Source organism: Halobacillus dabanensis (assembly GCF_900114165.1).
Classification (GTDB): domain Bacteria; phylum Bacillota; class Bacilli; order Bacillales; family Halobacillaceae; genus Halobacillus; species Halobacillus dabanensis.
Genome location: NZ_FOSB01000003.1, coordinates 236,179 through 250,368 on the forward strand (window position 1 = coordinate 236,179; position 14,190 = coordinate 250,368).

The window sequence follows — 14,190 nt, forward strand, 5'->3', positions numbered from 1 at the left end:
TATATGGAGGGATAAGATGAAGAAAATCATTAAAAATGGAACGATTGTTACGGCAGCCGATACTTACAAAGCAGACATTCTGATTGAGAATGAGAAAATTTCATTGATCGGCCAGGATTTATCTGATCCAGCGGCAGAGGTTGTGGACGCTAAAGGTCATTATATTTTCCCTGGAAGCATCGATCCACATACTCATTTGGAAATGCCGTTTGGTGGAACGGTCAGTAAAGATGATTTTGAGACCGGTACAATTGCCGCTGCTCATGGTGGAACAACCACAGTAATCGACTTTTGCTTAACAGACAAGGGAAAACCGCTTCAAGATTCGATTGATCAATGGCATGCGAAATCTAGGGATAAATCTGTCATCGATTACAGCTTCCATTTGATGATTGGTGAAATGAACGAAACGGTTTTAGAACAACTTCCTAGCGTTATTGAGGACGAAGGAATTACTTCATTCAAAGTATTCATGGCTTATAAGAATGTCTTCCAAGCCGATGATGGCACACTCTTTAGAACATTAGAAGAGGCGAAAAGATTGGGTGCGCTTGTCATGGTCCATGCAGAAAATGGAGATGTCATCGATCATTTAGTGAACAAAGCATTAAAAGCAGGCCAAACAGACCCGATATATCATGCATTGACCCGTCCTCCTGAAGTAGAAGGAGAAGCAACAGGACGTGCAGCAGAACTAACGGGGCTTGCAAATTCTCAGCTTTATGTCGTTCACGTTACGTGTGAAGAAGCTGTGGAAGCCATCGCAAAAGCAAGGAAAAAAGGGTATAACGTCATGGGCGAGACATGTCCTCAATACTTAGTACTTGATCAAAGTTATATGGAAAAACCGAACTTTGAAGGTGCAAAGTATGTCTGGTCTCCGCCACTTCGTGAAAAGTATCATCAGGAAGTGTTGTGGAAGGCACTGAAAACAGGAGACTTACAGACACTTGGCTCCGACCAGTGTTCCTTCGATTTTAAAGGCCAGAAGGATTTAGGAAAGGGAGATTTCACAAAAATCCCGAATGGCGGACCGATCATTGAGGATCGCGTGAGTATTCTTTTCTCTGAAGGTGTCAAAAAAGGTAGAATTAGTCTTAATGAATTTGTCGACATTACTTCAACGAAGATTGCCAAGACCTTTGGATTGTTCCCGCAAAAAGGGACCATATCAGTTGGAGCTGATGCAGACCTTGTCATTTTTGACCCGAACGTCGAAAGGACAATCTCTGTGGAGACAAGTCATATGGCAGCAGACTATAACCCGTTTGAAGGTATGAAGGTGACAGGCCAGCCGGTCAGCGTCCTTTCCCGTGGGGATTTCGTGATTAAAGAAAAAGAATTCGTTGGAAAACTTGGTAAAGGGAATTACTTGAAACGATCTCGTTATGGTGAACTAACATCCTCCAAGGAAGAACTTTATCAAAAGTAACCTGCCCGTCTGTCACGGAAATTAGGCTGCCTTGCTTCAAAGCCTGGCAGCCTTTTAAAAAACAGGTATAGGTAGGAGGAGTCCAATTATGGACAACAAAAAAACGAACCATCTTATGTCTCCGGATCTAATGCCCATCCCTCATAGCGAAAAGAAAATCAGTACATTAGGGTTTACTTTCATGTGGGTGGGAATGGCTGTTGTTCTGGCAGCATTTGCAATCGGTGGAGCTGGCGTTCAGGAGATCTCCCTCATTTGGGTTGTTCTTGGTACATTATTGGGAACGATTCTAATTGGTCTTGCGATAACGGTGACCGCTGATATTGGTATTGAACATGGAATATCTTTTCCTGTGTATATGAGAGCACCTTTTGGAACGATAGGTACTCATTTCCCTTCTGTAGTTCGGGGAGTAGCAGCGTCGATGTGGTTCGGTATCAACACATTCTTCGGTTCCACGGCGATCAACGGAATTTTAAACATCTTAATTGGTTTTGATAATTGGTTTGTCTGTTACATTCTATTTGCGTTATTCCAGCTATTTAACACAGCATTAGGAATTAAAGCTGTCGAGAAATTCGCTGACTTAGCAGCACCGATTATTATTTTAATTGGTGTATGGATGTATTTCACTTTGGCAGGGACTGCGACAGAGCAAGGAAGAGACGTCTGGTCATGGGTGGAAAGTCCTGTCACAGGTGGAGCAGCTTTTACCGCATTTGTAGTGGTTGTCGTTGGTAACATGGGTTACTGGGCTACACTTGCTGCTGATATATCCTCCATTTCCCGTTTCATAAAAGCTCCGAAACATGAACGGAATTGGATCAAACGGAACAAAGGAGCCCTGGTTGGCAGTCTTGTCGCTTTGCCGCTGACTCAAACATTTATTGTTGTACTTGGGGCTGTATCTTATATAGCAGTTTCCAATTTCGACCCTGTCGTCGCTTTGCAAGAATCAGCCAGTGGCCTTGTACTGGGTATTCTTCTTCTAATGATTGTACTTGCCCAGTGGTCGACAAACGTATCAGCAAATATTGTACCCGCTGCGACGATTTTTTCTAATGTGGGTGGACCTAAGCTTCCATTCTGGGCTGGTGTTTTTATTGCAGGACTTGTTGGAACCGTCATTCAGCCATGGAGCGTTTTCAATCTATTGATTCCTGTATTGCTTATTGCTGCAGCAATTTTATCGGTGATTGTCGGGATTATTTTTGCTGATTATTATTTATTAAGAAAACGGCGAATGAATGTCTATGATTTGTATAAGCAAGGAGGCCAATTCCGATATGATGGAGGCATCAACTGGGCAGGTATCATTTCCTGGGTGATCGGAAGCGTCTTTGCATATACGTTCAGTACCTATTCATTCTTTGTTGGTTTTGGTATCGGTGCTCTTTGCTACTATCTATTAGCGAAGCACTGGTATTTCAAGAAACACCCACAGGCAGAAATAGATAATCCGAGCGATGAAGAATATCTTGGAATTACAGTTGGCCGCGACTGGGTTGTTGGGGAAAGATTTGTAGAAGAAAAGCTTGGGAAGAAGACGGGAACAGAAGGCCCTACACAGAAAATTGATGCATAAGGAGGAATGTTGATGTCTGATCATCGTGAATTTGAAGCAGAACGTGAAAAAATTGATTTCCTATTAGAGCAGGGATATGTCATAAAAGGGGTCACAGAAAATTTAAGTGGTGCATTTGTAGAGTTTGTATATCAAGGAAATGACAAGGAAAAAAGTGAAAAAGAACGTCTACACGTTTTACACCCTGATTCCAGGAAATATTTCTCTACTATTTTGGTACAACAACAGAGAAAACAAAGTGTAAAATAATTACAGGAGGATTGGCTATAGCCAGTCCTTTTTTTGATTATAAGAGAAGGGGGGGTTACATTGTGAATATCGGTATTTGCCGAGCTTTGTCATGCCTTGTATCACTTAAGTTTTTTGATAGAAAATCTCACAATCTATTAGATTTTTCTGAAAGATTGGTGTACGTTTAAAGAGGGGTCATTCAATGAACGAACACATAACGATTGAAAATATCCTGAAAAGGAAACATTTCAAGTCCGCAGAAGTTGTCGCTGGCCGGAAGGGAATCGATCGGCTTGTCAAATGGGTTCACGTTTTTGAAGTGATCGAAGTGAGGGAGAATTTAAAGGGAGGAGAGCTCGTTTTATCTACAGGGTTCGGATGGAAAGAAGATGACCAGCTTCTCCTTCAGTTATTGGAACAACTCATTGCACGAAACGTTGCGGGGATTTGTATAGAGCTTGGAAGTTTCATTGATTACATATCAGAAGATGTGCTCGATTACGCTGATACTCATGATTTTCCGATTGTCGTCTTTCACGAAGAAGTTTCCTTCGTAGAAATTACTCAAGATATTCATGCAGATCTAATTAATCAGCAATATGAATTCATCACGAATCTAGAAGATTACTCCCAGCGTTTAAACAAACGACTACTATCCATAGATAATTACTTTGAAATATTGAAAAACCTGCAACAGTATGTCAATTGTCAGCTTGTCTATATCGCTAAGGACCATACGGTGGTCACCTTACCTACTTTAAGGGAGAAAGAACGAGAACTAGCATTAGCAGAACTGAGAAACCCGCAAGTTGAAACAAAACGCGTATTGAAGCAGGCCGTTCAAGTGTTTGACCGAGAGTTTGCGACTATTTACCTTTTGTCCAATCAGAGAGAGTTCGGGGAGTTCGAGTCATTGTTGCTCGATCGGACAGCAACAGCTTTAGCCCAATACCTTTTACGAGAATTATATACAGAGGAAAAAAGAAAAGCTAAAGAGACAGAGTGGTTAACGGGATGGCTGCAGGGGGAGCATGGGGAAGAGGAAATTCGCGATCGGCTAGCTGTGTATAAACTAAATACCACGGTAATCGGGGGGCTCGTCCTTACTGTTAAATTGAATATGGTGGATAGACAAAGATCGAACCCGGATGTCACTTATTTGAATATGCTCACACACAATATATTTGACCAAAATGGTTATTACGTATTTCCGGTCGAAAAGCGTCATCAAATTACGTACATTTTATTGAACCGCAAAGGGGAAGAAGACTGGAAGAAACGGGTGAAGCGTGGAGTAGAACGACTTCAAAAAATAAGCTTACTTAATGACGCGAGCATTTCTTCTTTCCAGATCGCGGGTGGTAAATATGTAAGAAGCCTGCACAAATTACACGAAAGCTTTCAGACTGCACAAGAGACATTAACACTGCAAAATAAATTGTCCGCTCATCAACATAAATTTTTCTATGATGATTTACACATGTATCGTTTGATATCTCTTGTGCATCAACATAGTAATCTAAATGGTTTAGTGGAAGAATATTTGGAACCGATTATCCGATATGACGAAAAACATAACACAAATCTCCTGGAGACGTTAAGGGTGTATTTGGCATGCAATGGATCAAAAAAAGAAACCGCTTCCAAAGTCTTTGTTGTTCGTCAGACCTTATATCACCGATTAGAAAAGTTAGAAAAGTTACTTGGTTCTGATTTTATGGAATGTGAAAAGAGGCAGGTCATCGAATTTGCATTGCTTGCCTATGAATATCAACGGGCTGTTCAATAAAAAGTACTCATTCACTTATCTGTTAGCGGATAAGTGTTTTTATTTTGCTATGAAGATATAAAAGGTTTTTGGAACTGGGAGCACCAAGTTCCGGAGAGGGAGGACAACTATATCCCTTGTCATTTTGTGAAAGCGAAAAGTCGAAGGTTTTACACAATGTCTAATGAAAGTACCCCATTGATATTAGATAATTAAGATAATTCTAACAATAGAATATTAAGGGGGTTTCTCCGTTGACAAAAGCTGATGTGAAAAATGAAATGTTAGAGAAAGATGAAAAATATGTATGGCATTCAATGAAACCTTATAAGCCTGATGCGACCATGGTAGCGAAAAGTGCGAAAGGATCCTGGATCACCGATGTTGATGGCCAGCGTTATTTGGATGCGATGTCCGGCTTGTGGTGTGTCAATGTAGGATATGGTCGGGAAGAGTTGGCAGAAGCAGCTTATCAGCAAATGAAAGACTTGTCGTATATGCCACTCACTCAAAGCCATGAAGCCGCAATAAAATTGGGAGAGAAAATTAATCAAATGCTTGGGGACGATTATGTGGTCTTCTTTTCCAACAGTGGGTCGGAGGCTAACGAAGCAGCCTTCAAAATGGTTCGTCAGTATCATCAGCAAAAAGGGGACCATTACCGTACAAAGTTCATTTCAAGATACCGAGCTTATCATGGAAGTTCTACAAGTGCCCTTGCCGCTACGGGGCAGGCTCAGCGGAAGTATAAGTATGAACCCCTTGGACCGGGCTTCCTGCATGTCGCTCCACCTGATGAATACAGAAATAATCATAGTGAAGCTGACCGATGGGGAGCAGAGGAAATCGACCAAGTGATGACCTGGGAATATAGCGAGTCGATCGCAGGTGTCATCATGGAACCAATCATCACGGGTGGTGGCGTCATCGTTCCTCCGGAGCAATACATGAAAGAAGTGAAGGAAATTTGTGAACACCATGGCGCACTTATGATTGTGGATGAAGTCATTTGCGGCTTCGGACGTACAGGCAAACCTTTTGGATATATGAACTATGGGGTTAAACCGGACATCATCACGATGGCAAAAGGGATTACGAGCGCCTATTTACCTCTCTCGGCGACAGCAGTTAAACGGGAGATCTATGAAACATTCTGCGGGGATGATACGTATGATTTCTTCCGTCATATCAATACATTCGGAGGACACCCGGCTGCCTGTGCTGTTGCGCTTAAGAACATCGAAATCATGGAAAAAGAAAACCTGTTTGACCGGTCCCGTGACCTTGGAGAAGCGTTGAAAAATGACTTGGGTAATAGGCTGCAGGGACATGACAATGTTGGGGATGTGCGGGGGAAAGGACTGTTAATCGGTATCGAAATGGTCGAGGATAAACAAACGAAAGAACCGCTGGCTGCTGACCAAGTCAATCGGATTATAGGTTTTTGTAAAGATAAAGGCATTATTATCGGCAAGAATGGGATGACGGTGGCTGGATTCAACAATGTCCTGACACTCGCCCCGCCGCTTTCGATCGAAGAAGAGGATATCAAGTTACTACTAGACACGGTGGTGGAAGCCATCCATTCAATCGGGTCGTAACAGGGGGCTAAATAGTGCGCATCGGAATACCGAAAGAAATTAAAAACAATGAGAACCGTGTTGCCATCACTCCTGCCGGTGCTATGAACTTAATCAATGAGGGGCATGAAGTTTTTTTAGAAAAAAATGCAGGATTGCGCTCTGGTTTTTCTAATCAACAGTATGAAGAAGTAGGAGTGAAAATCGTCGATTCTGCAGCAGAGGTATGGGCCCAGTCGATGGTCCTTAAGGTGAAAGAACCATTAGCAGAAGAGTACGGGTATTTTTATGAAGGACTCATTTTGTTCACCTATCTTCATTTAGCTGCTGATGAAGAACTGACCAAAGCTTTAGTGGCTAAAAAAGTAATCGCTCTGGCTTATGAAACCGTGCAGGCAGGAGATGGATCTTTACCTTTATTGACACCTATGAGTGAAGTCGCTGGTCGGATGGCGACACAAAAAGGTGCCCAATTCCTGGAACGGATGCACGGAGGAAAAGGGATTTTACTAGGTGGGGTCCCTGGAGTGAAAAGAGGAAAAGTGACAATAATTGGTGGAGGAGTTGTTGGTACGAATGCAGCGAAGATTGCGATCGGTCTTGGAGCTGATGTCACCATCATAGATTTGAATCCGGAAAGACTTCGCCAGCTTGATGACATATTCGGCTCTGCCATTAATACGCTTATATCCAACCCTTTGAACTTGAGTGAAGCTATTCAGGAGTCTGACCTTGTCGTTGGTGCTGTACTTATTCCAGGAGCTAAGGCACCGAAGCTTGTGACAGAAGAAATGGTGAAATCAATGAGCAGGGGGAGTGTTATTGTTGACGTGGCAGTTGATCAAGGAGGAATCGTTGAAACAGTGGATCATGTTACAACCCATGACGATCCGACCTTTATTAAACACGGAGTAGTCCACTATGCTGTAGGAAATATGCCTGGTGCTGTACCTCAAACTTCGACTCTCGCATTAACAAACGTCACTATACCTTATGCAATTCAAATTGCAAACAAAGGGTATGAAAAAGCCTGCAAGGAAAATCCAGCCTTATTCAAGGGGATCAATGTAGTGAATGGTAGTGTGATTTATAAAGAGGTTGCAGAAGCTCATGGGCTCGATTATTTAGATGTAGACAAAACATTAGGGGATAAAAGCTTTGTACCTTTAAAAGAATGAAGAGGGGGGACATAAGAAGGAAAAATAGCCGGTCAGCAATTCAAATCATGAAAATAAAAACGCATGAAATCAAGATTCTTAGATCAGATTTCATGCGTTTTAATCATTTTAAACTGGCGTTGCTCCTGCGTTGTTATTTTTATGAAATGTACTTTAAAGGTTCATAGTTGCATAAGGGGCAGCCATCATGGATTCATCACTCACTTTATCTATCAGACTGCCCTCGCTTTCTGTCTTGTTGTATGTGATGAGAGAAGCAAAGAATGTACCTCTTGGTCATATTCCTATCCTTACCGAGTTTAGGCACCGGACATGGGCGGTTTAATGGAGAAGTTGGAGCTGAGGTCTTCAACGATTCCAAAAAATCCTTTTCAATTCTTCTGTGTTCAGCATGCTCCAGGAAACGTCTATCGAATAATCCGTCCAATGGATGCCGGTTAACAAACCAGAGAGAATGATGCCTCCGAACAATAGGGTATAGGTGAACAGCATGACTAAGTAGTAATCGAAATCAGCGTGAGTAAAACGGCGTTTCATCTCATTTCTCCTTCAGAAGATGGAATCTCCAAAATCGAACAACCATTCCTACTATGATTGAAATTAGTATAGCAGGTCGTAGGAAGTTTTGATATGAAATGAAAAATAAAGATTGAACAGAAAGATCTGATCGATTCCTTACATGGTGAAATCAAATAAAATGGGAGAATACAAAATGATTTCATAGACGTGCGTTACTTGAAAATGGCTTGACTACCATCTTTAAATAGCAAAAAAAAGACGAGCTCATTGCTCGTCCTTAGTGGGGATGGTGTATACGATTTAGATTATTCTTCTCTACGTACGACAAAGACTGCACCACTAAGAACTGACAGACCTAATCCTAACAACGCATATGTAGCATACGGTGCGGACGTTTCTGGAAGTTCTCCACCTTCTTCTCCACTCGACTCATCAGAAGACGAATCGTCTTCTTCGGTCGCTTCTTCATCTTCTGTAGCGGACTCATCTGAGGAACTTTCAGAAGATTCACCGCCCAGACTTTCACAAGGGATACCGTCCTTATCCCGGTCTAACCTATCAGGGTCATTATTTTCATCATAACCATTTTCTTCCCAATAAGCTTCTGCCTCTGCAGTCGTTTCAAAATCACTGCAATCCTTATCCTCTGCAGCGCCGACTACCCCGGAGGTGCTGAATACCAAACCGATCGCAAACAATCCAGTCAACCATTTTTTCATTTGAATGAACTCCTTGTTTTAGAAATTCACCATCACCCTTGGATATTTTTGTATATATTTGGTCTATTTCCTCCCATTTGACAATTTAAACCATATAATCCCAAGAAACATTATTTTTATTTAGATAATCAGATTCATTTGGAAAAAAAAGCATAAGGCCGGGGGCCCTATGCTTTAGTTTGTTTGTATTTTTTTCTTTTTGCGTGCCTTTTCTTTCTCAATTTGCTTACTGCGCAATTGACCACAAGCCGCATCGATGTCTGTACCGTGCTCTGTACGAACCCCGCATTTGATTCCTCGGTCCATCAATGTTTGATAGAAGGTAAGAATCGCTTCCTTTTCGCTCCGTTCATACGGATGGTCGGCAACGGGGTTGTAAGGTATTAAGTTTACATACGACAAGTGGCGTTTATCTTTCAGCAGGTCTGCCAGTTGTTCGGCTTCTTTTTTGTGATCGTTAACGTCCTTAAGCAAAATATATTCAAAAGTAATTCGCCTGTTCGTTTTTTCCAGATAGTAGTCAATGGCAGGCATCAACTTCTCTAAAGGATAAGCCCGATTGATTTTCATGATTTTTGTACGTAATTCATTGTTTGGTGCGTGGATAGAAAGTGCCAGGTTGATCTGGATACCTTCATCTGCAAATTCGTACATTTTCGGGGCGATCCCACTCGTAGAAACTGTGATATGGCGGGCTCCGATTGAAAGTCCTTTTTTGTCATTGACAACTTTAAGGAAGTCGATCAAGTTTTCATAGTTGTCGAATGGTTCACCAATCCCCATGACTACGATATGACTGACACGTTCATCTTTACCCTGAGAATCCAAGTGTTGTTGAACTTGCATGATCTGTTCGACAATCTCGCCACTAGTTAAGTCACGGTTCTTACGCAGGATTCCACTTGCACAGAAGGAACAGCCAATGTTACAGCCTACCTGAGTCGTTACACAAACAGATAATCCGTAGTTAAAACGCATCAAAACCGTTTCGATTACGTTACCATCATGCAATTTAAAAAGAAACTTAACCGTTCCGTCTTTCGATTCTTGCTTGATTTCCTCTGATAGTGTCTCTATTGTAAAATGTTGTTGAAGAAGGTCGATACAGGATTGGTTAACATTTTTCATTTGTGAAAAGTCTGTCACACGTTTCTGGTAAAGCCAGTCCCATACTTGCTTGGAGTGGAACTTTTTCTCTCCGTGATCTATAAGCCAATTGGTCAATTGTTCAAACGTCAATCCGTAAATGGATCGTTTCATATATACGCTCCTCTTTAAAAAAAATCGCTATTCCAATAATAATCGATTTGGATGATAGAAACAACCAGAAAGCGAATGTTGTAATTTTACAATAAATTTCTCTTTATTTGGAAGGATAATAGATAAAGGTTATTTGGAGTTTGTTAATATTGTTCAAGTATGGGGGATTAGGAGTTGAATAAATTTTATTTGAGAGAGCGTGCTAAAGTGTTGTGGAAAATAGCAGCTATCTTGGAAAAGGGGGGAGCAACATGAAGAAAAAGGGGATTGGGGTTGCAGTATGTTTCATCGTTTTACTTCTAATTGGTGGTTTTATATACATAAACTATTCCCCGCCCCTGGTAGCTGGCAATGGAATCGGATCTACAAATGATGAAAAAGTAAAAATAGTAGAAATGGAGAATCGGTACAGATTTGGGAAGATTCAGGTGACAGATGTGTTCGTAAATGACGGAAAACAACCACTAGAAAGCAAAATTCAGGTTAGCAACCATCAAAAAGGTTTTATTATTACGGCCGACTTTTATGGCGAAGAAGCGGAAAGGTTCACATTTAAAAACCTGGAAAGTATAAAAACCCCGCCCAATACCGCTCCAGCTAAACAGTTGCAAAAGTTGAATGAAGGAAAAGTTTCCGGTGTGGACTTTATCTATGCCGTCCATGTCAGTCATGACGAGAGTGTCAATCAAATGACAGTTCAATATGAATATTTAGGGATGTCTTATGACATGGTCATCTCAACAAATTAACTAAACTGTTAGCATGAAACTTTAGGAGAAAATTGATGTATATCTTAATACGGGACAGTTCCTTGGATTCGGATAAGTACCGTTTGGTCTTTTGATAAGAGGGTAATTGATATCAATATATCTTATGGTAAAGATTGGTGGGGCATTAGGGGATGGTAGGACATGTCGTCCGTGGAAAGCAACCCATGCCCACTGACTTGTATGTGCAGGTGTAGGGGGGATTAAATGAAAATAAAAGGGATTATTCTTGTTTTAATCGGAGCCGCAAGTTTTGGTCTTACTCCGATTTTTGTAAAAACAGGATTTCGACAAGGCTATTCTTTAGGAGAAATAAATATTATCCAAATGATTTTCGCTTTTATTGTATTACTAGCATTAAGCTTATTTAAGCAGCTGTCTATGAGAGGCCTCTCCAGAAAAGATGTATGGAAGGTGATGGGGACAGGGACATCAGTAGGTCTGACAAGTGTTTTCTACTACGGTGCCATGCAATTTTTACCTGCATCTCTTGCTATTATCCTCTTATTTCAATTTGTGTGGATTGGTATGATATATGAATGGTTTTTTACGAAAATAAAACCGACAATCATTAATTTCCTCTCTTTATTCGTAACCTTAGCGGGAGTCGTACTTGCTTCTGACATTATGAGTGGTGGCTTTTTTGAATTTCCTCCTATGGGGCTCTTGTTAGGGATTTTATCTGGATTTTCGTATGCAGCCTTTGTCTTTTTTAGTGGACAGGTAGCTACAAAGACTCATCCAATTTTGCGGAGTACGTTGATGGTTACAGGCTCTCTCATCATTATCCTGATCATTTTTGTCCAGGATCTTTCTACGCTTCCTGTACTGGATGGGCAACTGTGGACGATAGGTGCTGGGGTCGCTCTTGTAGGAGCTATCATTCCACCTTTGTTTTTTGCTGGCGGGGCTCCACTGATCTCGGGCCGACTTGCAAATGTGTTGAGTTCGGTTGAACTGCCGGTAGCTATTGTTTCCGCTATGTTGATCCTTTCTGAATCTGTTTCTTTCATACAATGGATAGGGGTCCTGTTAATTATTGCAGCAATACTGATAAACGAATCAGGAGAGAAACTTACAAAGAAACTTTGATTAGCATAAGAACCTAAAAAGCCAGACGCTCCTTACAAAGGGGTCTGGCTTTTTACTTCCTCAGTTTTCTGGACATTAGGACACAGCTTCTTGTTTTTCTGAACTGTCTTTCTTGTTTTTAATATATTGAAGGAATGTAATTACACTGAATACGCCTAAACCGAGCAGAGAAATAATCAGATTCGGATATACAAGTAAAAGTCCACCTGTAATCAGAATTACTCGCTCAAACCAATGGAGGTTAGTGACATAATATCCGATTAACGCGGCGCTAATAGCTGCCATCCCTAATAAGGCTGTAATAACACTAATGGATACATTACCTGCGTTGGCATCTCCTTGAAGTAGTAACAGAGGGTTGGTAACAAATATATATGGGATGATGAAAGCAGCGATAGCTAATTTAACAGCAGTCACACCGGTTTTCATTGGATTGGCTCCTGCTATACCTGCCCCTGCATAAGCTGCCAGACAAACAGGTGGGGTGATATCCGCTACAATGCCGAAATAGAAGACGAACATATGAACAGCGATGACTGGTACATCAAAAGCTAACAAAGCAGGCGCAGCCATCGTAGCAGTGACGACATAATTGGCTGTCGTCGGCAATCCCATGCCAAGTATGATACAGGCAATCATAGTGAAAAACATGACAAGGAAAAATTGCCCCTGTGCTAAATCAATGATCCCTCCTGCAATCTTAGGTCCTAGACCTGTGGTCGTGACTGTGCCTGCTATAATACCTGCCGTTGCACAGGCTGCGATAACAGGAAGAGCGACTCGAGCCCCTTCCTCGAGCAATTTAATGATTCCTTTAAAGGACATCCGGGTATCTTTTCGAAAAAAGCTGATGACAAAGGCCGTGACGATTGCGAATAAAGCCGCATAGGTTGGCGTTCGACCGTCAAGTAAAAAGCCTATAATAATAACGAGCGGAAGAAATAAATCCAAACGCTTCAATAAATTATTCGTTTTCGGAAGTTCTTCTTTAGTCAACCCGCGTATGTTTTGTTTCCGTGCTTCAAAGTGAGTACCTAAGAAAACTCCAGAAAAATATAGGAGAGCAGGTATGATAGCAATGATAATGATCTCGTTATATGGTATTCCAGTATAAGAAGCCATGATGAAGGCAGCAGCACCCATGATCGGTGGCATAAGCTGACCACCAGTGGATGCAGAAGCCTCAGAAGCGGCCGCGAAGTGAGGTTTAAAACCTGCATTTTTCATCATTGGGATCGTAAAAGATCCGGAACCGACAGTGTTTGCTACAGAACTTCCGCTTACCATCCCCTGTAATCCACTCGCTGCAACAGCTGCTTTGGCTGTTCCCCCTGTATACCGGCCAGTCAAGCGGAGTGCAAGATCATTAAAAAATTGACCGATATTGGTTTGTACCAATATGACACCGAAAAAGAGAAATAAGAAAATATAAGTAGAGGAGATTTGGATGGGTATCCCAAATATAGCACTTGAACTGAAAAACATCTTCGTTGCTAAAGTTGGCCAGTCGTATCCGGCATGTCCGATGACTGGGATGAAATTTCCGAGCAACCCGTAAAGCAGGGCTAAAATAGCAATTATGACAATCGGTAAACCGACAACACGCCTTGTTGCTTCTAATAACAACAAAATCCCTGCTGTTGCCACGAACTGATCCATATAAGTGAATCCGAAGATAATTGCTTCATTAATCAATCGATCGTAGTTTTGAATGATGTAAAAATTAGTATAGAGAGCTAAAGCTGCTAAAACAACATCATACAAGGGAATGCCGCGTTTTTTTGCCCAGGAAGGTTTAAGCGGATAAAGGAGATATACTAAACACAAGGCTGCACCGAGGTGGATTGCTCCCTGGATCAAGGAAACATATGCTCCGCGATAAGCTGTATATAATTGGAAAATTGTGAGTGCGCTTCCAAGAGCCAGAGTCAACCATCCCCATGGACCTAAATTGGTACGGAAGGAACTTTCTTTATCATATTTTTCCATAAGCTCTCGTTTATCAATTTCTTGGTTATTCTGAGTTGTCGCCACTATTCTTACCTCCATTCCTTTTTTG

At 41.5% G+C, this 14,190-nt stretch carries 12 protein-coding genes; 8 read left to right on the top strand and 4 right to left on the bottom strand.

The window, feature by feature from the left end; genetic code table 11:
• The first annotated feature begins 16 nt into the window (after positions 1–16).
• From hydA to ald, 6 genes are all read left to right on the top strand, one after another.
• Positions 17–1,432 carry a dihydropyrimidinase gene (gene hydA, locus BMZ58_RS07155; RefSeq protein ID WP_075035862.1) on the top strand — a complete coding sequence of 472 codons (1,416 nt, stop codon included), beginning with the start codon at positions 17–19 and terminating at the stop codon, positions 1,430–1,432.
• 88 nt (positions 1,433–1,520) lie between these two features.
• Positions 1,521–3,017: an NCS1 family transporter gene (locus BMZ58_RS07160; protein ID WP_075035863.1), complete on the top strand. Its 1,497-nt coding sequence runs from the start codon at positions 1,521–1,523 to the stop codon at positions 3,015–3,017.
• 12 nt (positions 3,018–3,029) lie between these two features.
• A complete protein-coding gene (locus BMZ58_RS07165; protein ID WP_075035864.1) occupies positions 3,030–3,266 on the top strand; it encodes a hypothetical protein in 237 nt (78 codons plus the stop codon).
• Positions 3,267–3,450: 184 nt separating this feature from the next.
• Positions 3,451–5,037, top strand: coding sequence for a PucR family transcriptional regulator (locus tag BMZ58_RS07170; RefSeq protein WP_075035865.1), 1,587 nt, complete (start codon positions 3,451–3,453; stop codon positions 5,035–5,037).
• A gap of 233 nt (positions 5,038–5,270) precedes the next feature.
• Positions 5,271–6,617, top strand: a complete 1,347-nt coding sequence (locus BMZ58_RS07175; RefSeq protein ID WP_075035866.1) for an aspartate aminotransferase family protein — start codon at positions 5,271–5,273, stop codon at positions 6,615–6,617.
• Positions 6,618–6,631: 14 nt separating this feature from the next.
• Entirely contained in the window at positions 6,632–7,774 is a 1,143-nt protein-coding gene (ald, locus tag BMZ58_RS07180; protein ID WP_075035867.1) for an alanine dehydrogenase, read from the top strand.
• 348 nt (positions 7,775–8,122) lie between these two features.
• On the opposite strand, the gene BMZ58_RS07185 is transcribed toward ald, so the two are convergent.
• From BMZ58_RS07185 to rlmN, 3 genes are all read right to left on the bottom strand, one after another.
• Positions 8,123–8,311, bottom strand: a complete 189-nt coding sequence (locus tag BMZ58_RS07185; protein ID WP_075035868.1) for a hypothetical protein — start codon at positions 8,309–8,311, stop codon at positions 8,123–8,125.
• Positions 8,312–8,598: 287 nt separating this feature from the next.
• On the bottom strand, positions 8,599–9,012 hold the full coding sequence (locus BMZ58_RS07190; protein WP_075035869.1) for an excalibur calcium-binding domain-containing protein: 414 nt from the start codon (positions 9,010–9,012) through the stop codon (positions 8,599–8,601).
• 174 nt (positions 9,013–9,186) lie between these two features.
• Positions 9,187–10,272 carry a dual-specificity RNA methyltransferase RlmN gene (gene rlmN / locus BMZ58_RS07195; protein ID WP_075035870.1) on the bottom strand — a complete coding sequence of 362 codons (1,086 nt, stop codon included), beginning with the start codon at positions 10,270–10,272 and terminating at the stop codon, positions 9,187–9,189.
• A gap of 251 nt (positions 10,273–10,523) precedes the next feature.
• Here rlmN and BMZ58_RS07200 point away from each other — a divergent pair, with 251 nt between their 5' ends.
• Complete coding sequence (locus BMZ58_RS07200) at positions 10,524–11,021, top strand: hypothetical protein (protein WP_075035871.1); 498 nt, start codon at positions 10,524–10,526, stop codon at positions 11,019–11,021.
• 225 nt (positions 11,022–11,246) lie between these two features.
• A complete protein-coding gene (locus tag BMZ58_RS07205) occupies positions 11,247–12,131 on the top strand; it encodes an EamA family transporter (RefSeq protein ID WP_075035872.1) in 885 nt (294 codons plus the stop codon).
• A 75-nt stretch (positions 12,132–12,206) separates the two neighbouring features.
• On the opposite strand, the gene BMZ58_RS07210 is transcribed toward BMZ58_RS07205, so the two are convergent.
• Positions 12,207–14,180, bottom strand: a complete 1,974-nt coding sequence (locus BMZ58_RS07210) for a TRAP transporter permease (protein WP_075036005.1) — start codon at positions 14,178–14,180, stop codon at positions 12,207–12,209.
• Positions 14,181–14,190 lie beyond the last annotated feature (10 nt).

Coding starts and splice junctions, on each gene's coding strand:
- hydA (WP_075035862.1), top strand. CDS start 17: ATGAAGAAAATCATTAAAAATGGAACGATTGTTACGGCAGCCGATACT.
- BMZ58_RS07160 (WP_075035863.1), top strand. CDS start 1,521: ATGGACAACAAAAAAACGAACCATCTTATGTCTCCGGATCTAATGCCC.
- BMZ58_RS07165 (WP_075035864.1), top strand. CDS start 3,030: ATGTCTGATCATCGTGAATTTGAAGCAGAACGTGAAAAAATTGATTTC.
- BMZ58_RS07170 (WP_075035865.1), top strand. CDS start 3,451: ATGAACGAACACATAACGATTGAAAATATCCTGAAAAGGAAACATTTC.
- BMZ58_RS07185 (WP_075035868.1), bottom strand. CDS start 8,311: ATGAAACGCCGTTTTACTCACGCTGATTTCGATTACTACTTAGTCATG.
- BMZ58_RS07190 (WP_075035869.1), bottom strand. CDS start 9,012: ATGAAAAAATGGTTGACTGGATTGTTTGCGATCGGTTTGGTATTCAGC.
- rlmN (WP_075035870.1), bottom strand. CDS start 10,272: ATGAAACGATCCATTTACGGATTGACGTTTGAACAATTGACCAATTGG.
- BMZ58_RS07200 (WP_075035871.1), top strand. CDS start 10,524: ATGAAGAAAAAGGGGATTGGGGTTGCAGTATGTTTCATCGTTTTACTT.
- BMZ58_RS07205 (WP_075035872.1), top strand. CDS start 11,247: ATGAAAATAAAAGGGATTATTCTTGTTTTAATCGGAGCCGCAAGTTTT.
- BMZ58_RS07210 (WP_075036005.1), bottom strand. CDS start 14,180: ATGGAGGTAAGAATAGTGGCGACAACTCAGAATAACCAAGAAATTGAT.